Source organism: Motilimonas pumila (assembly GCF_003596335.1).
GTDB classification, from domain to species: Bacteria; Pseudomonadota; Gammaproteobacteria; order Enterobacterales; family CBDFNC01; genus Motilimonas; species Motilimonas pumila.
On the sequence record NZ_QZCH01000002.1, the window covers coordinates 145,688 to 171,508 of the forward strand.

At 45.8% G+C, this 25,821-nt stretch carries 26 protein-coding genes; 14 read left to right on the plus strand and 12 right to left on the minus strand.

What is annotated here, in order from left to right:
- Window positions 1–143: 143 nt before the first annotated feature.
- On the plus strand, window positions 144–2,900 hold the full coding sequence (polA, locus tag D1Z90_RS03300; protein ID WP_119909321.1) for a DNA polymerase I: 2,757 nt from the start codon (window positions 144–146) through the stop codon (window positions 2,898–2,900).
- A 335-nt stretch (window positions 2,901–3,235) separates the two neighbouring features.
- On the plus strand, window positions 3,236–3,880 hold the full coding sequence (locus D1Z90_RS03305; protein WP_119909322.1) for a hypothetical protein: 645 nt from the start codon (window positions 3,236–3,238) through the stop codon (window positions 3,878–3,880).
- A gap of 31 nt (window positions 3,881–3,911) precedes the next feature.
- Here D1Z90_RS03305 and yihA read toward each other — a convergent pair whose 3' ends face one another.
- Window positions 3,912–4,517, minus strand: coding sequence for a ribosome biogenesis GTP-binding protein YihA/YsxC (gene yihA / locus D1Z90_RS03310; protein WP_119909323.1), 606 nt, complete (start codon window positions 4,515–4,517; stop codon window positions 3,912–3,914).
- A 157-nt stretch (window positions 4,518–4,674) separates the two neighbouring features.
- Between yihA and D1Z90_RS03315 the strand changes: the two genes are divergently transcribed.
- The 8 genes from D1Z90_RS03315 (at window position 4,675) to D1Z90_RS03350 (ending at window position 11,409) form a co-directional block, all read left to right on the plus strand.
- Entirely contained in the window at window positions 4,675–5,298 is a 624-nt protein-coding gene (locus tag D1Z90_RS03315) for a c-type cytochrome (protein WP_119909324.1), read from the plus strand.
- A gap of 107 nt (window positions 5,299–5,405) precedes the next feature.
- Window positions 5,406–6,047, plus strand: coding sequence for a class I SAM-dependent methyltransferase (locus D1Z90_RS03320; RefSeq protein WP_119909325.1), 642 nt, complete (start codon window positions 5,406–5,408; stop codon window positions 6,045–6,047).
- A 2-nt stretch (window positions 6,048–6,049) separates the two neighbouring features.
- Complete coding sequence (gene yihI / locus D1Z90_RS03325) at window positions 6,050–6,604, plus strand: Der GTPase-activating protein YihI (RefSeq protein WP_119909326.1); 555 nt, start codon at window positions 6,050–6,052, stop codon at window positions 6,602–6,604.
- A 2-nt stretch (window positions 6,605–6,606) separates the two neighbouring features.
- The gene (locus D1Z90_RS03330; protein WP_232525190.1) at window positions 6,607–7,050 is read left to right on the plus strand and encodes a DUF2489 domain-containing protein; all 444 of its coding nucleotides are present in this window, start codon (window positions 6,607–6,609) and stop codon (window positions 7,048–7,050) included.
- A gap of 136 nt (window positions 7,051–7,186) precedes the next feature.
- Complete coding sequence (gene hemN / locus D1Z90_RS03335) at window positions 7,187–8,554, plus strand: oxygen-independent coproporphyrinogen III oxidase (RefSeq protein ID WP_119909327.1); 1,368 nt, start codon at window positions 7,187–7,189, stop codon at window positions 8,552–8,554.
- 59 nt (window positions 8,555–8,613) lie between these two features.
- On the plus strand, window positions 8,614–9,798 hold the full coding sequence (locus tag D1Z90_RS03340; protein ID WP_119909328.1) for a sugar efflux transporter: 1,185 nt from the start codon (window positions 8,614–8,616) through the stop codon (window positions 9,796–9,798).
- Between the two features lie 62 nt (window positions 9,799–9,860).
- Window positions 9,861–10,817 (plus strand): type I pantothenate kinase, encoded by a 957-nt coding sequence (coaA, locus tag D1Z90_RS03345; RefSeq protein ID WP_119909329.1) that lies wholly within the window; start codon window positions 9,861–9,863, stop codon window positions 10,815–10,817.
- A gap of 121 nt (window positions 10,818–10,938) precedes the next feature.
- Complete coding sequence (locus tag D1Z90_RS03350) at window positions 10,939–11,409, plus strand: DUF4357 domain-containing protein (RefSeq protein WP_119909330.1); 471 nt, start codon at window positions 10,939–10,941, stop codon at window positions 11,407–11,409.
- Window positions 11,410–11,421: 12 nt separating this feature from the next.
- Here D1Z90_RS03350 and D1Z90_RS03355 read toward each other — a convergent pair whose 3' ends face one another.
- The 4 genes from D1Z90_RS03355 to D1Z90_RS03370 all read right to left on the minus strand — a co-directional run bounded on the left by D1Z90_RS03355 (window position 11,422) and on the right by D1Z90_RS03370 (window position 14,747).
- Window positions 11,422–11,988: a TetR/AcrR family transcriptional regulator gene (locus D1Z90_RS03355; protein WP_158587043.1), complete on the minus strand. Its 567-nt coding sequence runs from the start codon at window positions 11,986–11,988 to the stop codon at window positions 11,422–11,424.
- 154 nt (window positions 11,989–12,142) lie between these two features.
- Window positions 12,143–13,513 carry a sensor histidine kinase gene (locus D1Z90_RS03360; protein WP_119909332.1) on the minus strand — a complete coding sequence of 457 codons (1,371 nt, stop codon included), beginning with the start codon at window positions 13,511–13,513 and terminating at the stop codon, window positions 12,143–12,145.
- The gene (locus D1Z90_RS03365; RefSeq protein WP_119909333.1) at window positions 13,494–14,171 is read right to left on the minus strand and encodes a response regulator; all 678 of its coding nucleotides are present in this window, start codon (window positions 14,169–14,171) and stop codon (window positions 13,494–13,496) included. Before D1Z90_RS03365 ends, D1Z90_RS03360 begins: the two co-directional genes overlap by 20 nt.
- Window positions 14,172–14,183: 12 nt before the next feature.
- Entirely contained in the window at window positions 14,184–14,747 is a 564-nt protein-coding gene (locus D1Z90_RS03370) for a PepSY domain-containing protein (RefSeq protein WP_119909334.1), read from the minus strand.
- 206 nt (window positions 14,748–14,953) lie between these two features.
- Between D1Z90_RS03370 and D1Z90_RS03375 the strand changes: the two genes are divergently transcribed.
- A complete protein-coding gene (locus D1Z90_RS03375) occupies window positions 14,954–16,804 on the plus strand; it encodes a permease (RefSeq protein WP_119909335.1) in 1,851 nt (616 codons plus the stop codon).
- Window positions 16,782–17,282 (plus strand): L,D-transpeptidase family protein, encoded by a 501-nt coding sequence (locus tag D1Z90_RS03380; RefSeq protein ID WP_119909336.1) that lies wholly within the window; start codon window positions 16,782–16,784, stop codon window positions 17,280–17,282. Before D1Z90_RS03375 ends, D1Z90_RS03380 begins: the two co-directional genes overlap by 23 nt.
- Window positions 17,283–17,296: 14 nt before the next feature.
- Here the strand turns inward: D1Z90_RS03380 and D1Z90_RS03385 are convergent, their stop codons facing one another.
- From D1Z90_RS03385 to D1Z90_RS03405, 5 genes are all read right to left on the minus strand, one after another.
- Window positions 17,297–17,548 (minus strand): DUF1289 domain-containing protein, encoded by a 252-nt coding sequence (locus tag D1Z90_RS03385; protein ID WP_119909337.1) that lies wholly within the window; start codon window positions 17,546–17,548, stop codon window positions 17,297–17,299.
- Between the two features lie 77 nt (window positions 17,549–17,625).
- Entirely contained in the window at window positions 17,626–18,258 is a 633-nt protein-coding gene (locus tag D1Z90_RS03390) for an HAD family hydrolase (protein ID WP_158587044.1), read from the minus strand.
- A gap of 87 nt (window positions 18,259–18,345) precedes the next feature.
- Window positions 18,346–18,924 (minus strand): YceI family protein, encoded by a 579-nt coding sequence (locus D1Z90_RS03395; RefSeq protein WP_119909339.1) that lies wholly within the window; start codon window positions 18,922–18,924, stop codon window positions 18,346–18,348.
- Between the two features lie 19 nt (window positions 18,925–18,943).
- Window positions 18,944–19,492 carry a cytochrome b gene (locus D1Z90_RS03400; protein ID WP_119909340.1) on the minus strand — a complete coding sequence of 183 codons (549 nt, stop codon included), beginning with the start codon at window positions 19,490–19,492 and terminating at the stop codon, window positions 18,944–18,946.
- Between the two features lie 150 nt (window positions 19,493–19,642).
- Complete coding sequence (locus D1Z90_RS03405) at window positions 19,643–19,891, minus strand: lipoprotein (RefSeq protein WP_119909341.1); 249 nt, start codon at window positions 19,889–19,891, stop codon at window positions 19,643–19,645.
- Window positions 19,892–20,278: 387 nt separating this feature from the next.
- Here D1Z90_RS03405 and D1Z90_RS03410 point away from each other — a divergent pair, with 387 nt between their 5' ends.
- Together D1Z90_RS03410 and D1Z90_RS03415 are read left to right on the plus strand one after the other, a co-directional pair.
- Complete coding sequence (locus tag D1Z90_RS03410; RefSeq protein ID WP_158587045.1) at window positions 20,279–21,661, plus strand: OprD family outer membrane porin; 1,383 nt, start codon at window positions 20,279–20,281, stop codon at window positions 21,659–21,661.
- A gap of 337 nt (window positions 21,662–21,998) precedes the next feature.
- The gene (locus tag D1Z90_RS03415; protein ID WP_119909343.1) at window positions 21,999–22,937 is read left to right on the plus strand and encodes a DUF1835 domain-containing protein; all 939 of its coding nucleotides are present in this window, start codon (window positions 21,999–22,001) and stop codon (window positions 22,935–22,937) included.
- 26 nt (window positions 22,938–22,963) lie between these two features.
- Here D1Z90_RS03415 and rlmA read toward each other — a convergent pair whose 3' ends face one another.
- Both rlmA and D1Z90_RS03425 read right to left on the minus strand, forming a co-directional pair.
- Window positions 22,964–23,773, minus strand: coding sequence for a 23S rRNA (guanine(745)-N(1))-methyltransferase (rlmA, locus tag D1Z90_RS03420; protein ID WP_119909344.1), 810 nt, complete (start codon window positions 23,771–23,773; stop codon window positions 22,964–22,966).
- A 26-nt stretch (window positions 23,774–23,799) separates the two neighbouring features.
- Window positions 23,800–25,743: a DNA topoisomerase III gene (locus tag D1Z90_RS03425; RefSeq protein ID WP_119909345.1), complete on the minus strand. Its 1,944-nt coding sequence runs from the start codon at window positions 25,741–25,743 to the stop codon at window positions 23,800–23,802.
- Window positions 25,744–25,821 lie beyond the last annotated feature (78 nt).

Below are 25,821 nucleotides of genomic sequence, written 5' to 3' on the forward strand. Positions count from 1 at the left end.
TCGTTATGATAAATGTGAGAATATTGTAAACAGAGATATCCACAAGCTTTGTAGGGTGTCGCGCTAAAAACTCAACCCAAAGCATAGAGCCGAAGGCGCGGTTATGGCATGCTAGCAGCAATATTTCATTGATAGTGCTTGTTATGGCTCAAATTCCAGAAAATCCTTTTGTTCTTGTTGATGGTTCTTCTTATTTATATCGGGCATTTTATGCTCCACCACACCTGACCAATTCTGCCGGTGAGCCAACAGGTGCGGTGTACGGCGTGATTAATATGTTGCGCAGTCTGATCAATCAGTTTAGCCCGAGTCACATTGCTGTGGTGTTTGACGCCAAAGGTAAGACCTTTCGTGATGATATGTTCCCTGAATACAAAGCGCAGCGGCCTTCTATGCCGGATGATTTACGCTCTCAGGTCGCACCTTTATATGAAATAATTGAAGCGCTGGGTTTGCCTATTATCGTGCATGAAGGCGTAGAAGCTGACGACGTGATAGGTACGCTTGCGCGCCAAGCCAGTGCGCAAGGCATTGCCACCTTGATCAGTACTGGTGACAAAGACATGGCGCAGTTGGTGGACGAACACGTGACGTTAATCAATACCATGACAGATACTGTGTTAGACCCCGCAGGCGTCACCGAAAAATTTGGCATTGGCCCAGAATTGATCATTGATTACCTTGCCCTCATGGGAGATAAGGTCGATAACATTCCTGGCGTTCCGGGCGTCGGTGAAAAAACCGCGATCGCCATGTTGCAAGGCATTGGCAGCATGGACGAAATCTATCAACGCTTAGATGATCTGGCCGGTTTAGGCTTTCGTGGCTCAAAATCGATGGCCAAGAAAATGACCGAGCACGAAGACAGCGCTCGCATGTCTTACACGTTGGCTACCATAAAAACCGACGTTGAGCTAAGCCAAGCATACCCCGATTTAAAAGCCGGCGACATTAACCGTGATAAGTTGGTTGAACTTTACGGCAAGATGGAATTTAAACGCTGGTTGGCAGAAGTGCTCGATAACCAAGCCGGTAGCAAAGGCGCGTCAGCGACTGCTGTAGCAGAGCCCGTGGCAAGCGCGATTGATACCTCAGCTTATGAAGTGATCTTAGAGCAACCTCAATTAGATGCATGGCTCGACAAGCTGCGTCAAGCCGAACTGTTCTCATTTGATACTGAAACCACCAGTGTCAATTACATGCAAGCTGAATTAGTGGGTTTCTCGTTTGCAATTGCCCCTGGTGAAGCGGCTTATTTACCCGTAGCTCATGACTACCCGGGCGCACCAGAGCAACTGGCACTTGACGATGTCTTGGCACAACTTAAACCGCTCCTAGAAGATGAGTCGCAAGCCAAGGTGCTGCAAAATGTGAAATATGACGCCAGCGTATTAGCCCGCTATGACGTGCAGATAGCTGGCGTGACTCACGACACCATGCTTGAAAGTTACGTCTTTAACAGCGTCTCTAATCGTCACGATATGGACTCTCTTGCGCTCAAATACTTAGGCCACAAAGCTATCAGCTTTGAAGACGTGGCAGGTAAGGGAGCAAAACAGCTGACCTTTAACCAGGTGCCACTGGAAACCGCAGCACCGTACGCAGCTGAAGACGCGGATGTGACCTTACAATTGCACCAAACCTTGTGGCCTAAATTGACCGAACAAAGCCGCTTAAAAGAGCTGTTTGATACGGTTGAAATGCCGCTGGCTAAGGTGCTTTCTGAGATTGAGCGCACCGGGGTGTTGATTGACAGTGATTTGCTTAAACAGCAAAGCCACAGCCTTGGTGAAGCCATTATTGAGCTTGAGAAAAAAGCTCATGATATTGCTGAGCAGCCGTTTAACCTTGGTTCACCCAAGCAGCTGCAAGAAATTCTGTTTGAGAAAATGAAGCTACCTGTGGTGAAGAAAACGCCGAAGGGGGCACCTTCTACCGCGGAAGAAGTGTTGCAAGAACTCGCCCTTGATTACCCATTGCCTGCGGTGATTTTGGAGTACCGCAGCTTAAGTAAATTGAAGTCGACGTATACAGACAAGCTGCCAAAAATGGTCGATGCTAATACGGGACGAGTACATACCTCATATCATCAGGCTGTTACCGCGACAGGACGCTTGTCGTCGAGCGATCCTAACTTACAGAACATTCCAATTCGTAACGAACAAGGCCGTAAAATTCGAGAAGCCTTTATTGCCCCAGCGGGCAGTAAAGTAGTGGCGATAGATTACAGCCAAATCGAGTTAAGAATTATGGCGCACTTGTCTCAAGACAAAGGCTTGCTAGAGGCATTTTCTGCCGGTAAAGACATTCACCAAGCCACGGCCGCAGAAGTATTTGAAGTGCCATTAGAGGCTGTTACGTCAGAGCAGCGTCGCCGCGCTAAAGCGATTAACTTCGGTTTGATTTACGGCATGAGTGCGTTTGGTTTAGCCAAGCAACTAGGCATTGGCCGCGCTGAGGCGCAGCAATACATGGACTTGTATTTTGAGCGCTACCCAGGCGTACTTACTTACATGGAAACCACCCGTGCCAATGCGTTAGAAGACGGTTTTGTAGAAACCTTATTAGGCCGCCGTTTACATTTACCGGATATTAAAGCCCGTAATGCCATGCGTAAAAAAGCCGCTGAGCGCGCCGCCATTAACGCGCCAATGCAAGGCACAGCGGCCGATATTATCAAACTGGCAATGATCAACGTGGCTGACTGGATTGCGCAACAAGAAGCCGGCAGTATCCGCATGATCATGCAAGTACACGATGAATTAGTATTTGAAATTGCAGAAGATAAGCTAGAAAGCTATGTGCCTCAGCTGCAGCAATTGATGGAGCAAGCGATGACGTTGGACGTTCCTTTGATTGCCGAAGCGGGTACGGGAGATAACTGGAATCAGGCTCATTAGCCTGATTTTATTAATTTAGATCAAGAAGCAAGGGATTAAATCCGAATCTGCTTTCAAGGCCACAGGCCATTGGTTATATTGGCCAGGTAGGGTTTGAAGGCCAATGTCTACTTTGGTTGGCCTTAATCACATTGAATAAAACTTTTATTACCGCCCGAGCTTCTTGTGAGCTCGGGCGTTTTTTTTAACTTAATTTTCAGTTGGTTAATACTATATAGTGATGGCTTTTTGATAAAAAGCGATTGGCTAATTAGAACTAATGGTTTAATCGAATTTAAATTGACTTAATGGTCAGTAAGGGTGTATTTCTAGTGTCGTCCAATCAAGGAGGATATATGAAAAAAACCGTTTTATTAGCTTCACTTTTATTTACAGGTCAATTGCTTGCTTCAGAGTCACCGACTCAATTTGAGTCTTTTGAAGAGTTACAGCAGTGGCAATCCACGCAAGAAAGTAACAATGTTTTCCAAGAGTTGAGTGCTGAGCAAAAAGCCATCATTCATGCTCAAAAGGGAGCGTCAGCGGTGATTTGTAAAACGACAGCAGTGCCTGACGGTTTTGTCGTGATATCGACCCAGGAGACCATTTTCTCAAATGACTGTGCAGTTGGTATTAATAATGCCCAACGTATCGTCAAGTTAGCACCGCAAAATGAACTACAAGCAACAGGTGAAAGTAAACTTACGCGCCACAATACGCCAGCTCAAGTTCAGTCACCTTTAGTGCGTGTAAGCTCCAGTTCGATCGTGTGTATCAATTCAAGAATTCCAAGTGGCTACGTGATTATTGGTAAAACGCGCTCTCTTGCTTGTGGTTCTTCATGGAATTCAAACTCGAACTCTTATCGCCTTACTTACGCTCGACATGGCACACATCAAGTGTGTTCATACTCTCCTGTCCCATACCCTTATTATCGTAATGGATACTATCGCAGCAGCGTGAGCTGTGAAGGTCAATCGATGCAAATTAGAAGAAGATAAGCGATTCTTCTAATTTGATTGAATAGATAATTTATGCGTTTTCTTCTACCGGCAGATACCAACTATCCAGTTTGGCTCTCAGTTGGTCTAAGCCAAAGCCTTTGGTAGACGAAAACGCTTCTACTGTTACGTCACCTTCGAAGTTTTTCGCTTCTTTGCGCATTTTTAATACCGTGCTCTTACGCAATCCTTGCTTTAGTTTGTCGGCCTTGGTCAATAAACACAATACTGGCAGGCCACTGTCTACCGCCCAGAAGATCAAGTCTTGATCGAGCTCTTTAAAGGGGTGGCGAATATCCATCAGTACCACTAAACCTTTCAGTGATTTGCGTTTTTGCAAGTATTCACCCAAAGCGGCTTGCCATTTCTTTTTCATGTCTTCGGGTACTTTGGCATAGCCATAACCGGGCAAGTCGATAATGCGTTTTTGTTCAGCCAGTTCAAAGACATTGATCAGCTGAGTACGACCCGGCGTTTTACTGGTGCGCGCCAAGTGATTTTGTCTAGTCAGTGCGTTCAATGCACTGGATTTACCTGCGTTTGAACGACCAGCAAACGCAACCTCAATACCTATGTCTTCTGGCATTTGCCGAATATCGGGCGCGCTGGTGATAAAATGAGCAAGGTTATAGTTCATGGTTGGCTTAGACAAACTGTGTACTCCGGCGGGAAAATGACTGCGATAGATTACTTTTTTTTAAATTTGTGTAAAATATGCGTGTTTAAAAAATAATGATTGTAGCATGCACGGATAAGCATGTGATCTGGAAGCTTAATAATAAAATTGGATAGCCATGAAAAACATAGCGTTAGCTCTTGTAGCAATGATCGGGTTCAGCGGTGCTGCTTTGGCACAAGGCGATGCGGCCGCAGGACAAACTAAATCAGCCACTTGTGTTGCTTGTCATGGAGCTGACGGAAATGCTCCTTCTGACTTGTATCCAAAGATCGCTGGGCAACACCCAAAGTACATTGAAAAACAGTTGAAAGAATTCAAACTGGGAATGGAAACGGGCGGCGCTAAAGGCCGTAATAACGCCATCATGGGCGGCATGGTAGCCGGATTGTCTGAACAAGACATGGCGGATTTAGCCGCTTATTATGGCAGCCAAACCATGAGCCCTGCAACGACCCCAGAAGACGTGGTTGAAGTAGGCCAAAAGCTGTACATGGGTGGCGATATTGAGCGCGCTATTCCTGCTTGTACTGCTTGTCATGGTCCACGTGGTGAAGGTACTGAGCTCTCAGGTTTCCCTAAAGTCTCGAGCCAATACCCGGCTTATATCAAGTCTCAACTTGAGTTGTTCCGCAGCGGCGAACGTAATAATGATATGAACGGAATGATGCAAGATATTGCCAAGAAGTTAACAGACGAAGATATTGAAATCTTGTCGAAATACATCGCAGGCTTACATTAAGCCCGACGACCTTGGTTGATAAAAACTGTACTGGTCAAAAGGGCCAGTGCAGTTTTTTTGGTTTTATAAGGCCTAAAAAGGCTTGAAGTTGAAACGTTGAGGCAGCCATGACCCATGCTTGTCCTTTATGCCAACAAGCTGGCGCAGAGGCATTTTACCAAGACAAACATCGTAGCTATTTTCACTGTTTAAACTGTGATTTACGATTTGCCGACCCGGCTTCACAGTTGCCTGCGGTGGCAGAAAAAGCAGTGTATGATCAGCATGAAAACGATCCACAGGATGCTGGTTACCGACGGTTTTTGAATCGTTTAGCGCAGCCGCTATTAGCGCGGATGGGACCTCATCAACAAGGGTTAGACTTTGGTTGTGGCCCTGGACCTACGTTGTCTGTGATGATGCAAGAGCATGGCCACAAAGTGGCATTGTATGACCCGTTTTATCATGCTGATCCAGTCGTACTGACACAAGGCTATGATTTTGTCACCAGTACCGAGGTGGTAGAGCATTTTTGTCAGCCACAGGCAGATTGGCACAAATTGATGCGCTGCATTAAGCCGGGCGGGTGGTTAGGCATTATGACCAAGCTGGCCCATGGCAATGACGCTTTTGCAAGCTGGCACTATAAAAACGACCCGACCCATGTGAGTTTTTATAGTCAACAAACCATGACTTGGATTGCCCAGCATTATGCTTGCCAAGTTGAATTTTTTGGCGCAGATGTGATTCTGTTTCAAACCAGAGAGTAATTATGTCACGTAATAAAAAGTCTAGAAAAATCAATTCTAATGGACCAAAACTTGGTACCAGAATTAAACAGTCAGAAGAAGATGCAAGGTTGCAAAAGCGACTGAAGAAGCGCAAAGGTCTTAAAGCTGGCAACCGCAATATTAGCGAAGTAGAGAAAGACAAGCCTACGTCGCAACAAGGCTCAAAAGACCCACGTGTGGGCAGTAAAAAGCCGATAGCGTTAGTACCAGAAGACAACAAAGTCGAAAAACTCTCGCAATTTAAGCCGAAAGCGAAGGTAGCCAAAGCCAAACCTGCGGTTAACTTGTCGCCAGAAAAAGAGCTGGCGCAAATTGAAGACGATCCAAAGCTTACTAAGCTGTTGGATTACTTGGATGAAGGCGGTGTTTTATCGGCGAAGGACAACGCCTGGGTTGAGGCCAAAATGGCACGCCACCAAGTACTGTTGGCTGAACTTGGCCTATTAGAAGAAGACGAAGATGAATCCGAAGACGCGTTTGATACGTTTAATAAGATAGATACTCGCTGGATGGATGAACTAGAAGACAAGGATTAGTAATGTTGTTATGGATATTAGCCGCCCTTGGCGTGGTCATTATTGTCGCCCTAGCGGTTTACGCGGGTCGTTTATTGCGCCAAGTGGAAGAGCAAAAAAGAGCCTTAGCTGCGGCAATAAAAACCCGCAATGACAAATTAATAGAGAGTATTCATTTAATTGCCAAGGCCATGGTCCAAGGTCAATGCAATCTATCTGAAGGCGCTATTCGTCAAACCGTATTATTGGGTGAGCTGAAGTTGGACCAGCCTGTGGTGGTTGAGCAGGAGTACCAAGCGATGAGTGAGCTTTATCAGGTGGTAAAAGACATGCCAACGCACAGCGTAAGAAAAGAAAAGCCCAAAAAGGAAATCCGTGCATTAGACCGCGAAAGGGAAAAGCACGAGCAACGGCTAGAAGCCGCCATTATTGAAGAAATGAAGCTACTGCAAGATCGCCAGTTTTAAGCATTGACGCTTCTCTCAACGGCTATGAGTTTTCGCTTTTCATAGCCTTCTTTTTTCAATAATTTGTTCTGGCGCAAGCCAATTCCCCCCGTGCTCACCTATACTTCGCCCGCTTATCACCAATAAGGTATTCACAGTGGAACAAATAGTTTGGGACCAGCGCTTAATTGAAAAATACAATTACAGCGGTCCAAGGTATACGTCTTATCCAACCGCTTTAGAATTCAGCGAATCGTTTCAATACGACGACTTACTGAGCGCGGCGCAAGTCTATCCGCAACGCCATTTGTCCCTTTATGTTCATATCCCTTTTTGTCATAAGCTTTGTTACTACTGTGGCTGTAATAAGATAGTGACGCGTCATCAACACAAAGCTGACGAGTACCTGGATTATTTAGCGCAAGAAATCACTCAGCAAGCGCCTCATTTTGCAGGCCGTCAAGTTACCCAACTGCATTGGGGTGGCGGCACGCCGACGTTTTTGAACCCACCGCAAATTGTTCGTTTGATGGATTTACTGCGAAGCGCATTTGAATTTGCAGAAAACGCTGAACTCAGCATAGAAATAGACCCTCGAGAAATTGCCTTGGACACCATTGATTTATTGGCCGAGCAGGGCTTTAATCGATTGAGTTTAGGGGTGCAAGATTTCGATAAAAAAGTGCAAGTAGCGGTGAACCGCGAACAAGACGAAGATTTTATTGGTGAGCTATTACAGCGCGCTAAAGCTTGCGGGTTTCGCTCGACCAACTTGGATTTAATATATGGCTTGCCTCATCAAACGCCAGAGAGCTTTGCTAAAACGTTAACCAAGGTCGTCGCGTTAGATCCTGCCCGCTTAACCACTTTCAATTATGCGCATTTGCCCAGCCGTTTCGCTGCACAGCGTAAGTTAAAAGAGCAAGACATGCCGACAGCCAAGTCGCGCTTGGCTATTTTACAATATACCATTGAATACCTGACCCAACACGGTTACCAATTTATAGGCATGGACCACTTTGCCAAGCCAGACGATGAGTTGGCAGTGGCGCAGCGAGAAGGGCAGTTACACCGTAATTTTCAAGGCTACACTACCCAAGGTGACTCTGATTTACTGGGCTTAGGTGTTTCGTCAATCAGCCAAGTGGGCCACAGTTATAGCCAAAACCAAAAAGAGCTAAAAGCCTATTATGCTCAGGTAGCACAACAAGGACATGGACAGTGGAAAGGGGTTGCTCTGAGCCAAGATGATTTGATTCGTCGTGCGGTCATCAAGCAGCTTATTTGTAATTTCAGTCTCGATTGCGCTGTGATTGACGATCAATTTGGCATAAGCTTTAACCAATACTTTGCTGAAGATATCAAACTGTTACAACCTTTTATCGATGACGGTTTAGTGTCGTTGACAGGGAAGAAGTTACAGGTGCATGGTAATGGCGTGTTACTGATCCGCAATATCTGCATGTGCTTTGATGTTTATTTCCGCCAGCAAGCGCGACAACAGCAGTTCTCGCGAGTGATTTAGCTCTCGCCCAAGGTATAGCACCTTGCGGTTAACGTTATCCAAGGTGCGCACAGCCATTTATGAAGCAGTATCTCTATTCTTTGTTTCCGGGGCATCAACCGGACAGAACAACGGTTTCTCTGTTGTTTACTTGCCTGTTTGTAGGCATTGCCGGCTCTTTTACCGTGCCAACAATGAGTTTATTTATGACTCAGGAAGTCGGCGTGAAACCCGCCTTACTGGGGGTATTCTTTGCATTGGTAGCCATTGCTGGCGTAGCCGTGAGCCAAACCTTAGCTTGGTGGTCGGACCAAGGTAAAGACCGTAAATCGATCATTTTAGTGTGCAATACCATGGGCGCTATCGGTTTTCTCGTGTTTGCTTTTAGCCGCGACTTCACCGTATTGCTGATCAGCGCTTTGATTTTTTTAAGCACTTCTTCTGCTTCATTGCCGCAAGTGTTTGCTCTCGCCAGAGAGGTATTGGACAAGCGACAGCAAGCTGCCGACAAGTTCAGCGCGGTACTAAGGGCTCAAATAGCACTGGCTTGGGTGCTGGGGCCACCGTTGGCGTTCTTTTTAGCGGAGGGCGTGGGATTTCAATGGTTGTTTATCGTTGCCGCCTTGTTGTATGTATGTCTGCTTGCCGTTGTATTATTCACCTTACCTAGCAGTGAACGCGAGCGTGCTCAGCAAGACGCCGTCGCGGCTCCCGCGTTATGGCGCGACAAAGATTTATTGGCTCTTAGCGTGGCGTTTCTTGCCATGTATGCGGCCAATAATATGTACCTTATTAGTATGCCTTTGTATATCGCGACCGAATTACAGCTCGACTCGGCACTTGCGGGTTTTATGATGGGCACCGCGGCGTTAATTGAAATTCCTGTAATGTTATTGTCCGGCAGTTATGCGGTACGTTTTGGCAAAAGACGGTTAACCGCCGCTGCAGTGGTGGCGGGGGTGATATTTTATGCTGGAGTAGCAATCAACGAAAGCGTGCTAGGCTTTTTGTGCTTACAACTTTTTAACGGCATTTTTATTGGTGTGACGTCGGCGCTGGGCATTTCTTATTTCCAAGATTTACAGCCTGCAAAAATGGGACAGGTCACTACTTTGTATTCGAACTCGATTAAAACCGGCGGTATTTTAGGCGGTGTGGTGGCTGGCGCAGTCGCGCAGTGGTTTGGTTTTAACGCCGTATTTATTGCGTGTGCAATACTGAGCGTTATTGCTTTTTTTGTCGTATTACAGGTACGTAATGCCTAAAGCGCTTGTTATTTGGGCTTAGACTATTGTATGTTGCGCCTTCGCTATACAGGGAATTATTAATGCCATTAACAAATAGCCAAGAGCTCATTCATTCGGCTTATCTGGAATTTGATCGCAACAGTTGGGCGAATTTGCGCGACAACGTGCCGCTGACGCTGTCAGAACAAGACCTTTCTAGACTTAAAGGCATTAATGAAGACATCTCAATGGAAGAGGTGGTGCAGATATACTTGCCGCTTTCCCGCTTACTAAACCTATATGTATCAGCGCGGCAAGAGCGCAGTGCGGTGCAAGAGTCATTCTTAGGCGTTGATTCAGCGAAATCTCCTTATGTGATTGGCATTGCTGGCAGCGTGGCCGTGGGCAAAAGTACTACTGCCCGTATTTTACAGGCCATTCTCGCATGTTGGCCTAACCACCCCTCTGTGGCACTGGTGACAACGGACGGTTTTTTACGCCCCAACCAAGAGCTTGAAGCCCGTGACTTGATGAAAAAGAAGGGCTTTCCTGCGAGTTATGATATTCGCCGTTTGGTGCAATTTGTAGCCGATATTAAAGCCGGAAAAGCGAGCGTGTCAGCACCGGTGTATTCGCATTTAGATTACGACATTTTGCCCGGTGTAGAGCAAAAGGTAGAGCAACCTGACATAGTTATTTTGGAAGGGTTGAACGTACTGCAAAGTGGCATGGACTATCCTAACCAGCTGCATCGCGTATTTGTGTCTGACTTTGTCGACTTTTCTATTTTTGTGGATGCTGAAGAAGAGTTACTGAAGGATTGGTATATCCAGCGTTTCTTGAGCTTTCGCAAAGGCGCGTTCACCGATCCTGACGCTTACTTTCATCACTATGCCAGTTTGAGTGAAACCGAAGCCAGCAAAACCGCGAGCCGCATTTGGGATGAGATTAACGGCGTCAACCTGACTGAAAACATCACGCCAACCAAACAACGCGCTAATTTAATCCTCAAAAAGGGTCTGAATCACCAGGTCGAACAAATTTGGTTAAGAAAATAGGGTGTGACTTGCATCCTTGCCGCTATTTCGTTTTCTTGCTGTAATAAGTGTCATTAACACATTTCTTAATACGCTCTTAGGAACGCTTTAAGGTTATTGGTCCGCTTTAGGGAAGAACACCGTGAACAAGCAAGTGCAATTTATCGTCGACGCAAATGGCGTGCGTCAAGCTGTTGTCCTACCTATCGACTTGTATAACGAGTTGGTCTCGATTAAAAAAGAAATCAAAGCCTTAAAGCCTGCGCAGCAAGAAAGCTATCACTTTGAGTCCAAAAATGCGGTGGCGAAGGGATACCCGAAAGGGCCATTAGACAAACCGGCTTTTGTGGTATTGCGTGACTCTACGGCAAACAACTCCAACGTTGGCTCGCTCAGGCCTTCTATCAAACAACTGCGTGAAGCGCTTCTGGCCGAAGGTACGGTGGTGAAGCAAGGTAATCAACTTAAGTTTACCAAAGAGTATGAGTTTGCCAGCCCCAGTATGGCGGCGTGTTTTGTGGCCGGTAATGCTCGCAGTGGGTTAGACGCTTGGAGCAATGATGCCGGTTTTACCTTAAAGCAGTCGGGTTACGGTAAAAAGTCATCGTCTTGATAGGCATGGCGGTTAGTCTGTAACTTGATAACGTTGCAGTAATTTGAGGACCGCCTGTTGGTATTGCGCCTCACTTTGGGGCTTGTCGAGCAGCCAATTATGCCACTGGGCGCTTAAATACAAGCCGTTAAATTCATTAAGAAAGGCTGAGAAATCCAGGTCTTCGGGTAATACACCTTGTTTGATGCCTTGGCGTAAACACAGCGTCAGGTGGTCATACCAACTTTGTTGCTGCATTTTCAGTTCTTGTGCCACCGGATCGTCTTGATCGTCAAAGTCGACCACTGCGGCAATAAAAAAGCAACCTCCGGATAAACGGTCACTCCAGTGATACCAATGATGTGCGATTTTCTGTAGGCGCGCTAACGTGTCTTCAATGCCACGGGTAGGCCGCAATACCCGCTCACTAAACATCAATTGCGCGTATTGTACGACTTCCAGTTGTAACTTCTGCTTTGATTTAAAGTGCGCATAAACGCCACTTTTCGACATGCCTCTGGCTTTAGCCAAGCTGCCAATGGTGATGTGTTTGAGCCCTTCACGGGAGGCTAAATCGAGCGCGGTGCGCAAGATAGCCATGCGAGTTACTGTGCCTTTTCTCATAGTTAATTAATAGTACGAAAGTGCTATTCAAACAAGCTTTAGTTAGAAGGCATGTGAGGTGGATGTTTGACGCATCTGACTGAGCGCGCCAAACATCACAGGTAAAGGCAATAGCAAGCGGAGTGAGTATTTAGGCTGCTTCGAGTTCGGGGAAGGTGATTTTAACAATCAGTCCAGGGTCGTTATCGAACAGTTCAATCTCCCCGTGATGTAGCTGAATAATGGCTTTTACGATGGATAAGCCCATACCAAACCCTTCGCTGTTTCGGCTTTTATCGAGGCGATACAAGCGTTGGAACACGTGTTCTTTTTCCTCGTCTGGAATACCACTGCCTTGGTCGCTGATGGTAACAATATTGTCGGCAATGGATACTGCTATCTCGGTGTCTTCTGGCCCATATTTAACGGCGTTATCCACCAAATTATAAATGGCCCTAAACAGCAGATTATTATCCCCCGACAGCACCATGCTGGGTTGGTGTTCGTAACTGAGGGCTTGTTGCTTGTCTTCGGCGATAGGTTGAATTAAGTCAACCACGTCATGGGTAATCGAAACCAGATCGCACGCTTTATGTTCCGTACCCGAAACCCCTTTTTCTAGACGAGACAGTTCTAACATAGCGTTAAAAGTTTCAATAATATGATCAAGCTCTTGCAGTAACTCTTGGCGCCACTCTTCGTCTTTTGCTTGAGGATCTTTGTTAAGGCTATCTTCGACGCGGATCCGTAAACGTGATAATGGCGTGCGCAAGTCGTGGGCAATGTTGTCAGTAACGCTTGATACCGAGCCAATTAACTCATCAATTTCGTCCATCATCTGGTTGATTTGATTGGCAATATGATCGAACTCATCATTTTTATTGGTGATCGGCAAGCGCGCGTGCAGCTCGCCTGCTTTTACTTCTGACGTGAGTTTACTGATTTGCTTAATTCTCGATAATACTTGCGAGTTAAACATAAAACCCACGAACAAGGTCACAATCAAACCTGTGCCTAAAGCGATGAGGCTGGCAGTGGTAAAGCTTTCGTCTAATGATTCATTGGTGTCATCAATCAAGCCGACCATCAAGTTACCAAAGCGGGTATCTAAGCGGGTCGCCATGACCTTCTTGAGTTCCATCTCCCCCAAAAAGTTGGACGCTAAAATCGGTAAATGAATCACGTTAGGGTAGTGAGGTATATTTTTGGGTAAATGGTTGAGATTGCCGTAAATATTACCTTGTCGGCGCAATACCAACACCATGTTATTGGTGAGCGCAGCTCGCTTGGACACCGAGCCGATAAAGCTTTGTGGCGTCATGCTTTCAGCATTGGCTAAAGAAACAAAACCTTGCGTAGCAAGGTTTAGTCGTTGGCTTTGTTCTCTTTGCTGGCCGGCAATGGAGAAGTGGTAAACCATTGCCAAAATACCGCCACTGATCAATAACACTAAAAAGGTAAAGGTAAGGGTAAAGCGCCAAATTGAGGTACGAGTAAATATTTTAAGGTGCGCGGACCACATAACCTGCACCGCGAACTGTATGGATTAACTGGCTCTCACCGTATTCTTCTAACTTCTTACGTAATTTGGCGACGTGCACATCAATCACATTCGTTTTTGGATCAAAATGATAATCCCACACCGATTCAAACAGCAAGGTACGAGAAATCACTTGGTCTTGGTGCTCAAGTAAATATCTTAATAATTGAAATTCTTTTGGTTGCAGCTTTATTTCACGATCGGCGCGCGTCACTTTGTGGCCAACCAAGTCCATCAACAAATCCCCCACTTTTAGTTCTGTCACCAAAGTGCTTTGCTGACTATTACGTTGGATCAGAATTTCAACGCGAACCAATAGCTCTTGGAATGAGAATGGTTTGGTGAGGTAATCATCGCTGCCCGCTTTTAAGCCTTTAATGCGTTCATCAACGTGACTTAATGCGCTCAAGAAAATGACTGGGGTTTGGCTACCCGTTGCGCGCAGGGCCGATAATACTTTTAGGCCATCCATCTGCGGCAGCATGCGGTCTAAAATAATTACGTCGTATTCCTGGCTCGTAGCGAGAAATAACCCATCGGGTCCGTTTTCTGAGACGTCTACCGCGTAGCCTTGCTCTTGAAATCCTTTTTGAATGTACTCTAGGGTTGTTTTATCGTCTTCTACTACCAGTATTTTCATTGGGTTCCTGCTTTATCTGCGATACACCGGGATCAAGTCGCGGCTGCTGACATCCACCAGCCATCTTTGTTTGTCTTCAGGTGAAGCCAGTTTGATCTCAAAAAAGTGAATGCCTTTTTTGCTTTCAAGGGCTGCTTCAACCAGAAAACCTGGGTGTTTTTCTTGAACAATTTCAAGTGCCTGAATCATAGAGAAACCGTTGTTTTGAATTTCTTCTAATGCTTGAATTTCAGCCTGATCGTCTTCGTCTTTAAACCAACCAATCAGCGTATCGGATTGTTCGTCCACTAGGTCAAACGTCTCAGCGTCGTAAAACAAAATGGTTTTGGTGTTTTTATCCAAGTGAACCAGGGTGATTTTGTAAACGATGCGGTCGTTTTTATCATCCAGTTCAAAATCTGTAATGACACCCGTATAGTTAACGGTCGCAATTTCTAGCGCCTGCTTAGGACCTTGTTGACTGCGATTGGCAATCAATTGTGCGACCGCATCATCTTCGTGTGGATCGGCTAAAGCGCCATGGCTTAACAGCATAGCGGGGCCCAATAAACAGGCTGCCAATAGATGATGTTTCATATAGCTTCCTTTAGACGAGTGAGACAGGAATTGTAGCTTGTCTTCGATAAATAGCGCTTTGCTTTTATATTAACGATAATTTATCCAGTTGCCTACGTGCGAAGTTCAGTTTGTGATGATTCAATGCGGAAATTTTCACCAAATTAGTATGACCCAGTTCAAGTTTTGTTATATTATCACGTCCCAGTTTTTTGAGCCCAATTTCCATGTTAGTTGCCTTCAGTATTTTAGCTCTGTTTCTTGGCCCACTTGCCTGCCAGCCTTTGCAGCAAAAGCGCGGCTGGTTTTCGCTGCTTGACGCTTTCATTTTTGTCACTATTACCGGGCTTGTCTTATTTCACATCTTGCCAGAGGCCTTGTATCACGGCGGCTTAATAGCCCTTGTGTTCTTGGCGGCGGGCTTATTTGGCCCCGGCATGATAGAAAAACACTTTCACGCCATTGCCAATAAAACCCACAACTTTACTTTGCTATTTGGCGTGGGTGGTTTGGTATTACACGCGGTGACGGATGGCGGCGCGTTAGTGGTGAATGAGTCTCACACTGCTTGGTTATTAGCCTTAGGCGTGATCTTGCACCGCTTACCGGTTGGTTTGACCGTGTGGTGGCTATTAAAGCCTCAATATGGTCGCATGCTGCCATTGATGGTATTGCTGGCCATGGCCATGGCGACAATTGCGGGCAGCTACTTTGGGCAACAGGTATTTCCTCACTTAAGCAGTCAGTGGATGGCGTGGTTTCAAGCCTTGGTTACTGGCTCAATATTGCATGTAGTATTTCATCGACCTTATCAAGATAAATCACAGCAAGGTTCTGAAGAGCAAGAGAAAAAAGCAGCCGGTATTGGCACTTTACTTGGCTTGGTTTGTTTGGCCGCCGTGTTGTTACCCCATTGGTTGGGTTATGTTTCCCATGACCATGTGCACCCGCAATCGATTTGGGACCGCACCCAAATGTGGCAACAAGCAGCGGCTGGAGAAGTGGCTGAACATGGCCGTGACACGGCGCTCGCCCTACAACGCTTTTTCAGTTTGGCTCTGCACAGTTCACCGGCGCTGCTGGTTGCGTATTTCTTAACCTATTGGCTGAATTTTATTCGCATGCCCTGGTTAGGGCTCAGGCACGTCAATCGCTCTGCGAGTAAGTTTGATAGCTTAAAAGGCGCAATGTTAGGCTTATCGGTGCCTGTTTGCGTACCAGACGCGGCCAAAATGTACCAACAAATTCAGTCCCGTGGCGCTAGTCAAGTGTTTGCCTTGTCATTTCTTATTGCTGCTCCTGTGTTGAGCTTTGATGCGTTGATTTTGTCTTGGCCATTACTGGGCAGTCAATGGATTGTGCTGCGCTTAGCCTTGGCCCTGCTTATGGTATTACTGATTGGCTTTTTGATGGGTTCTTGGTTACAACAACAGCAAGACGATCAGCTTCCTCAAGAACATATTCAGGATACTCAAGCTCAAGGCTCTCGTTTGGTTAATGCTTTTAAGCACAGCTATGAGCACCTATTAGACCATACCGCGCCTTGGGTTATTGTGGGTTGGACTGTCGCGGCTACTCTGGCGCCCACCCCGGGTTGGCAGTTTTTTGCCGACCATTTATGGTTGCAAGTGCTACTGGTGATAGTACTGGCGTTTCCGTTGCACTTATGCGCAACGGGGCTCACTCCGATTGCTGCGGTATTACTGTTAATGGGGGTCTCTCCAGGGGCGATTATTGCGTTACTTTTAGTCGGGCCTACGATCAATTTACCTCTGCTGAGCTTTATTAAAGACAAAAAAGGCCAGTGGGTTGCGATTAGTTTAGCCTTGGCGATTTGCGCGGTGGCATTTGTGATGGCGATGTTGCTCAATCAATACACCGCAGTGACGCCACTGCCTTGGTTAGAGCATGATCACAATTGGGCGCAGGAATGGTTGGAATATGTCTCGTTGGCATTAATATGTGTATTGTTTGCGGTGTCGTTATTTAAAAGAGGAGCGCGGGCGTTTTTGGCTGAGTTATTACCGGCTAGCCTATTAGCGAAAAAGCATCATCATGAGCATCACCACCATCATTAAGAAGTTTGCAGTATTACTTTGCTTGGTTTGTTTTGCGGCGCCCAGTTGGGCCACTGAAGTGGACAAGGTGCTAGTATCTAAAAGCGATCGCACCTTGTACTTGCTTGATGGCGAGAGAGTGGTGCAGCAATACCAAATTTCGCTGGGGAAACGTCCCGAAGGCCATAAGAAGTGGCGCGGCGATAAACGCACTCCAGAGGGCGTTTACACGTTGGATTTTAGAAATCCTGAGAGTAAGTTCTTTCGTTCAATTCATATCAATTACCCTAACCAAGCCGATTTAGCGTATGCCCGTGAAAAAGGCTACAACCCTGGCGGAGCCATTTTTATACACGGTTTGCCCAATGGCAAAGGTCATTTGATAGATAAATATCATGGCCAAGATTGGACCGACGGTTGCATCGCTTTATTGAACAACCATATGTGGGAAATTTGGAACTTGGTTAAAGACGGAACCACGATAGAAATACGCCCTTAACTAAGCTTGATAAGTTAGAACAGATCACCTTGCGGGTTATCGCCTTTGGGCTGCTTAGCCAGTTCTGCCGCACGTTTTGCTCGCAGTTTTCGTAACAAGCGTTGACGGCATAAACGTAACACTTCTTTTTGCTGTGCTGGCGATAAATTCATCCAGTTAAACCTTTCATCTCGGCTACGCATGCAGCCCAAGCAGTAGCCTCGGCTGTCTGTTTGGCAGATACCGCGGCACGGGCTTTGTAGGTTGAAAAACTCTAACTGTTCCATGTTTCTAACATAGCAGCTATTGGCGGAAAAATGAACGCCGGGTGTTTGCTTGGGCTTAACTTGGTTTAGTTTCGCGGTTAACTCGCCGTTACCTCACTGTTGAACGTAAAGCCAGCCTGCTGTAAACATTCAATCACTTGCTTAATACCTTGTACTTGCTGAGCTTGAACGCCCAGACTGGCGGCAGCCTCCACGTTGGTTTTATTGTCGTCTAAGAATAATACTCGCTCAGGTACCGTGTTCAGTTGCGCCAGCACGTATTTAAACCCAGCTAAGTCTGGTTTTGCCAAGCCAATCAAGTGAGAAGCAAAAGCGTGTTTTACTGTGTCTGCTAAAGCCATTTCTTGCATTAACCTTGGCCAATGTTCACCGTTAGTATTGGAGTAAATAGCGGTGTTCACCTGTGAACCAAGCTGCTCAAGCATGACTAAACTGCCATCAAACAATGGTCCAGGCCAACGAGTGAACTCATCAATAAAGGCATCAATTGACGTTTTGAGTTGGAATTGCTCGAGGGTAAATTGAGCAAACTCAGTCACGCTGGCTTTCCCTGTTTCATAGTTACGTACGACTTCTGAAATGCCCCATTCATGCAATATTGGCTGTTGTGATGGGTCGTTAAACCATTCTGGTTTAAACGGCAGACCGTTGAGTTGTACCAATACGCCGCCTAAATCAAATAACACCCAGTCTATGTCGTCTTTGTTCACCGTGTCTCCTTTGTCTTTTAGAACCAAAAACGGCGCAAACAGTCACCCGTGTGCGCCGCACAATACTCTGCTTGATGCAGGCGTATTTTATTGTTTTATGCCTTCGATATGGAGGTCCATGTGCACGCTGGCAGCTTGTGGTCCCAGATCTTTATCAATGCCAAAATCTTTCATTAAAAAGCTGGTTGAGCCTTCAAAGCCGGCGCGGTAACCCCCCCACGGATCTTGGCCTTCACCGACTTTGGTGACGTCAATGACAATATCTTTTGTGACGCCGCGCAGTGTCAGTTTGCCATAAAGTTTACCTGTTTCACCATCAGTTGACTCAAATTTGTCGCTGACAAAGCTGGCTTTGGGATACTTGTCCACGGCTAAAAAGTCATTGCCGCGAATATGTTTGTCGCGCTCTGCATGATTGGAGTTGACGCTCTTAGTATCGATTTCAACCGCTACTTTTGCAGCGCTTGGGTTGCTCTTGTCATAGCTGAACTCACCGCTAAAGGTATCAAATCGACCTAGCAGCCAGCTGTATCCTAAGTGGTTCACTTTAAAGTTAATTGACGCGTGAGCGCCGCGAGTATCGATAGCATAATCGGCAGCCATGGCTGGCAGTGCGGTTGCAAAGCTGGCGGTAGAAATCAGCGCGGCAGCGAAAATCTTTTTCATGTGTAGGGTTCCTTGTTATTTATTTTACTGGTTTTAGCATGCGTTTAAGGGTGTTGTCTTTATCAACAAAGTGATGTTTCAAAGCGGCTAAGCCATGGCCTGAAGCAATAATGATCAGTGCCCAAGCTGCATATTCATGCACCAAGCCGGCAATATCTTCTTGTTGCGGTATATCGGTGACAAGTGCCGGGATCTCAATCATAGAAAACATCAAAATAGGGCGGCCATCTGCGGTAGAAATCAGGTAGCCTGAAACCATAATGACAAACAGCAATACATAGATAGCGCCATGACCAAGCTTCGCGCCCAGCTTTTCAAGAGCATGATGCTGACTAGGCGATGCCGGTTGAACCGACATTAAGCGCCATACTAAGCGGAACATCATTACCAGAAACAACGTCAAGCCAACGCTTTTGTGCCACATAGGTGCGGTTTGGTACCAGCTCGAGTAGTAACTGAGGTCTATCATCCATAGGCCAACGGCGAACAAGCCTACGACCACCACGGCGACGAGCCAATGTATGGTGATGGCAACCAAGCCATACCCTTGGGAAGTATTGCGCAACATCTATTGTTTCCTTCGTGCTAACATATAGCCTAATCGCTACATCATTACCTAAAAAACAATAGAACAAAAGAGGATTATATTAGATATTTTGTTCTAAAAATTAGAATCAAAAAAGGCTTCCTGCGGAAGCCTTACTGATACGTATGACGTTTAGCTTTCTGATGGCGTTAAAAAGCCGCGACAAAGCGTTGGGTTTACGTCACGGCGAGTCAATTCTTCGAACGCAAGTAATACTTGCTCATCACTGCTGCCTTTGTTTACCAATACTTCACACAGTTCTCGTTCAGGAAGCGTTTTGATCATTTGTGGCGTGATATCGGCTGCGCTTTCTACTTTTTCAGTGTTTGCACAAGCCGCTAAGGCGAGCACAATAGGTAAAGCTAAAATGGTTCTTTTCATTCTAATTTCCTGTTTTTAAATTGTTTTTAAATTGTTTTTTAAGTGAAGGGTGAAAGCAGAAAAGCCTGCCAATTTATAAAACGGAAATCCCTCTCTCTTGACAGCGAGTCCTGCTGCAAAACCATTCTCGAAGTCTGAACCTGAACGTAAGCTGAACAGCCATTAAGAAAACTTAAGGTAGTGATATGTTTGCTATAAGGAGCGCAAATTTAGTTTAACAATCTTGAGGGGTTGAAAAATAAAGCATAAATTACTGCTTGAATTAGGCAGAAGCCTTCTTCATGGATGAGAAAGCTTCACCTAAAGATAATTATTAAGCTGAGCGTTAAGGCCTACCAAGCAATTAGCCGCACAGCATTAACAAGTATTACTTCTAGGAGTTCATCCATGAAAAAAGGTTCAAACTTTTTTAAATTAAATTCCATCGGTGCTGCGGTTATTGCCGCTGTTGCCGGTTTAGGTATGACTGCTGCCCCAGCTGTACAAGCTGAAGGCGCCAATCAGTTCTTAGACGACTCTTCTCTTTCTGGTGGCTTATACCTTTGGGATCGTAACCGTGACCGTTTAGACGCGCCAGACGGTGATTTTCAAACGAACCTATCCCACACAACTATCAACGCTAACTTAGACTTCACTTCAGGCTACGCCTATGACGTGATTGGTGTTGACCTTGGTGTTTTCTTTGCTGCAGATTTACGCAATGACGGCGACCCGCACCATGAAATGTCTTTCTTCCCTGGTTCAAACAACCCTTGGGATATTGACTGGAGCCAATCTAAAGCTGACTCTGGCGCATCTATTTATAAAGCCGCAGTAAAAGTAAAAGGCGGCCCAGCATGGGCTAAAGCCGGTTACTTCCAGCCTTCTGGTCCTGGTGTAATGGGTGTTAACTGGTCATTTATGCCGGGTACTTACCTAGGTGGTGAAGCCGGCGTAAGCATGAACGGTTTTGAGTTTGCGACAGCATACGCTTCTGAATACAAAGCGCCATGGTACAAAGATACCTACGGCTTTAAGATGAATGATGGCCAAACAGACGTTGATTACATGTGGTCTGTGGGTGGTCGTTACACGTTCGATTTTGGCACGTCAGTAGAAGTTGCTTACGGTGAGTCACAAGATTACCTTACTAACGCGCACTTTAAAGCCAAGCACAACATGACAGTGCGTCAAGATGACAGCTTGTACCTTACTTATCAGTTATACATGATGTCTGACGTAAACAGCCATGATAATGAAAATGAAAACTTCGATGGCAATGCCTACCAGCATTACCTAGGTGCGCGTTGGAACACGGGCCCTTACACTGTGAAAGCAGAAGGTCTATACACGAAAGCACCGCAAAGTGAATCTTACCATCAAGGCCAATTCGCTTACCGTATGACCAGTGCTTACGGCGGTTCTAATGGTGCGTACGAACCATGGTGGGACGCGCGTTCTGACTGGAACCATGATGAAGAGAAAGCGGTATTTGTTGGCTTATGGCGTGACCTAAGCGACTTGGGTGCGAAAGGCTGGAGCGTGGGTGCTTCTTACGCTTACGGTTGGGGCGGTGAGTCAATCACAACCACAGAAGAACTGCGTGAAGAAGCTTATAACCTAGATATCGCGTACACGGTACCTGAAGGCTCTTTCAAAGGCACGACAGCTAAGCTGCATTACACTGACTACAACAACAAGTCTAATGAGCCAAGCTGGGCTGGCTTTAAGAATGCGTTCCAAGATGAGCAAGATCTTAAGCTAATGCTGATTGTACCTTTCTCACTATAAGAGAATATGCAATCGTAAATAATTTCCATGTTTGATGGAAATCTTGAGCCAGTCAGCCTTGCTGACTGGCTTTTTTGTTTGGCTGATTACCCACTTTTTAATGCACGTGTTTAGGCGACCGCGATAAGTAGCGATTGTGGCTAAAAAGAAGCCTGATATTAGTGCGAAATTGAGTGTTTAATACTGGATTTATCCGTAATATTTAAGATAATTGAGTGATTAATCAGAGCAGGTTAGGTTTTTGTGGTTTGTGCCCTGAACTTTTCGCTACGTCTCTCTATTTTTCCTCTAGAATAAATGAGTTACTGATTTTAGATTGAGTCCATTAGGCGAGTTTATGTCCCGAATTCTTAATATTACCAATGGTGACCACGCGGTTGATGTTATGCGAGCGGCCCATATCGAAGGTGATTTTTTACCCTGGCGAGACGTGTTGCATGAAGGTCCCGTTCCTGATCTTCCTTTACCGGCACTAGCAGAAGTTCGTGCCGAGTACATTGCATCTATGGGCTGGGCTTATTACCCAGAAGTCATCAATAGCTTTCGTACCCGTGATTTTCAGCTACAACGACTGAGTTATTACAAACAGATTAACTTGTGGTTTGAAGGGGACTTATACGATCAATTGCAATTGGTGCAAATTCTCAACTGGTTACATCATTACCAGCAAAAGCTCCCCAAAGTCACGCTAGCGTTTGCGCCGGGCTATTTATCGGAATACAGCGCTGCGGAGTTGCATCAGTTACAAGCTAACAGCGTACCTTTGATGCCGCAAATGCTGATATCTGCCAATCAAGTATGGCAGGCCTTCACAGGCGGAAAACCGGAATTATTGGTTGATTGTCTCACCTCAGATCTTTCTAGCCTGCCGCAATTACACGATGCATTAAAACGTTTACTGCAAGAGTTCCCAAGCCAAAGCACTGGCTTAAACCTGACGCAGACCACTATTTTACAACTCGTACAACAACAGAGCTTGGATTGTAAAACGGCATTTAGCGGCTACCAACAGCAGGAAGCTTACCGTTTTATGACTGACTTGGTGTTTATGGCAAGAGTCAAACAGCTGGCTCAATATGGCTTGATTACTCCAGCGGATGTCGATTGGTCAACGGAGTTGAGTTTAACCACTTTGGGTCATGATGTGTTAGCCGGTCAGCAGCATTTAAGTAAGCTGGTGAAGTTTGATTTCTGGCTTGGCGGCGCTCATTTTAATCACGAAAAGTGGTGGCAGTGGCACGAGCAAGACCAGTGCCTGCACATTTGTTCAGCTTAAACCAAGTGAGTTGAAAGGTCGCTTAGTTAACTTTTTTGATGTAATTCGATATTAAATGCAATATCCAGGGTGAGAGGCTGCTGCGCAATGCCCGCTTTTTGCTCTGGGCTTAACTTCCACGCAAAGGGTGTCATTTCTAGTAAATTGCTAATGTCTTGGCTTTGGGTAAGGTGCAAGCGGTGTTTTAACTGTTGCTGGTGCTGCAGGGTAAAGCCGTCAATGCTAGCAGCTGACTCATCGTGCATTTCTGCCTGCTGGTAAATCTGTTGCTTTAACTGAAATAAATGTTCTGCACCTGGACTGACAGTCAGTAAGTAACCTTGAGGTTTAATCACTCGCGCTAACTCACTGGCTTGTGATGGCGCGTAGATACGACAGACTAAATCAAAGCTGTTTGCTGCAAAAGGCAGGTCGTAAGCACTGGCAACGCAAAATTGCGTTTGTTTCGCGCGCCTTGCTGCAAACTTTATCGCTGATTTAGAAATGTCCAAGCCATAGCTTTGGCTACCTTCAGGGAATGCTTGAGACAAGTATTGGGTGTAATACCCCTCACCGCAGCCGATGTCCAATAGCTGTGATGCCTGAGGCAGGGTACGGCGGCAAATGTCACTCAGTTGCTCCGCCAACACCTGATAATGACCTGCATTAAGGAAGTCTCTTCTTGCTTGCATCATCTGTTTGTTGTCACCGGGATCGGCAGACTTTTTTTTATTTACTGGCAGCAAATTCAGGTAACCCTCTTTGGCATAATCAAAACAATGATTATGCTGGCATCGTGCCATTTTGGCTTCACGTTGCAGAGGAGATTGGCAGAGTGGGCAAAGGTACATAGTCATAAGCTGGAGTTTTCTTTTATCATACTTTAATTATTCGCTCGAGGTGCTTTTCTTTTTTGCGGTTTACGCCGGTATTGCTTTTTTCGTTCGCGCTTGGGCGATGAAGGCGACTGAGTAACTTGACTCAGTGCTGTTGGCAACTGACTTTTAGCTTGAGCCATTAAAGCTTCTATTTGCGCCTCAAGGCTTTCCATAAAATTCTGATAAGAAGCCTGTTTATTACAGATCAGCTCAAGTTGGTGCTCCCAGTGTGCGGTCATGTCTGGGTAGCTCGCTTGTTCAGGCAGACTCGCAATCAAGCCTCGACCTGCGGCCGTTGCGAGAATTTTTTTGCCTTGGCGCTGAAGGAATTGACGTTTAAACAACAACTCGATAATTCCTGCCCGTGTAGCTTCTGTACCAAGGCCATCGGTTTCTTTTAGGATCTTCTTCAACTCGGCAGAGCTGACAAAACGGCTGATACCTGTCATCGCCGCTAACAAAGTTGCATCGGTGAAATGCTCCGGAGGTTGAGTTTGCTTTTCTAGCAGTTCTCCTTGCTGACAGTATAGGCTGTCCCCTTTGCTAACTCGCGGTAAAGGGGGACTGTCTTGCTGCAGCTTGTTGTTGAAAACTTTCCATCCCACAACCGTGATTTGTTTGCTTTTACTGATGAATAAACCACCTGCAATCTCAAATGTTAATTGAGTTTGTTGATATTCGTGGGCGGGCAGAAACTGCATCAAATACTGCTGGCAAATAAGCTTATAAATGTCTTGTTCCTGCTTACCAAGTTGCTGGCTAGGTTTGCTTTTAAGAGTCGGAATAATAGCGTGATGGGCACTGACTTTAGCATCATTCCAGCAACGGCTTTTTTGCTTAGGATTTAATTGCGGCGTCACGCTATTAAAATCGGAGACATTGTGCACCACAGTATTAATCACACTTTGGCTTTGACTGTGCTGATCTTTGGGCAGGTAGCGACAATCTGAGCGTGGGTAGGTGATCAATTTATATTGCTCATATAAGGTTTGGCACACATTCAGCACTTGCTTAGCAGACATTGAGAAACGTTTGGCAGCGTCTATCTGTAAACTCGATAAATTATAAGGCAAAGGCGCGCTTTGCTTCTTAAGTTCCTTTTGGGAACTTTTGACGAGAGCTGGCTGTTGTTGGATTCTGCGTTGCACGTTTTCCGCTAATTTGCGGTTGATAATTCGGCCTTCTTCATCTTGATGTGGTTCACATGCTTCGCTGGGGGACCATTTTGCTTGGCAACATATATTTTGATCGTCAGCGGCAAGGCTAATATGGGCGATGACTTCATAAAAAGGCTTTGGTTGAAAAGCCTCAATCGCCAAGTCTCTTCTTACGACTAACCCCAGTAACGGAGTTTGCACGCGGCCAACGGACAATACGCCCTGAAACCCGACTTTTTGGCCCTGTAGCGTATAAGCTCTTGTCATATTCATGCCATAGAGCCAGTCGGCGCGACTGCGAGCTAAAGCTGAGATAGATAATGCCATGTACTCACGATTACTCGGCAGTTTAGCCAGCGCCTTTTTTACCGCGCTGAGGTTAAGGTCGCTGATCAGGCAACGTAAGGTCGCTTGCTTTTTGGCCGTTGGCGTACCCACAAAATCGATGACTTCGTCTACTAATAATTGACCTTCGCGATCAGGGTCACCCGCGTGCACAAGTTGATCGGCTTTTTTTATAAGTTTCTTTAAGGTACTTAATTGTTTTTTAGTTTTATTTTTTGCTTTTAATTGCCACTGCTTTGGCTTAATGGGCAAACTCTCAAGGCGCCATTTTTTATAGCTTGGGTCGTAGGCATCAGGCTCTGCTTGCTCGAGTAAATGTCCAATACACCAACTGACGCAATCTCCATTCCCCACCTCGATGTAGCCGTCTTGTTTTTTATGAGGTTTGGGCAATGCATCGGCAATTGCGCGGCCTAAGCTGGGTTTTTCAGCAATATAAAGCTTCAAGGTAAACTCTAACTGTATATAAAAACAGTTATCTTAGCGCTGCCAAAGAGAATTATCCAGTGTCATAGTTAACCCTGG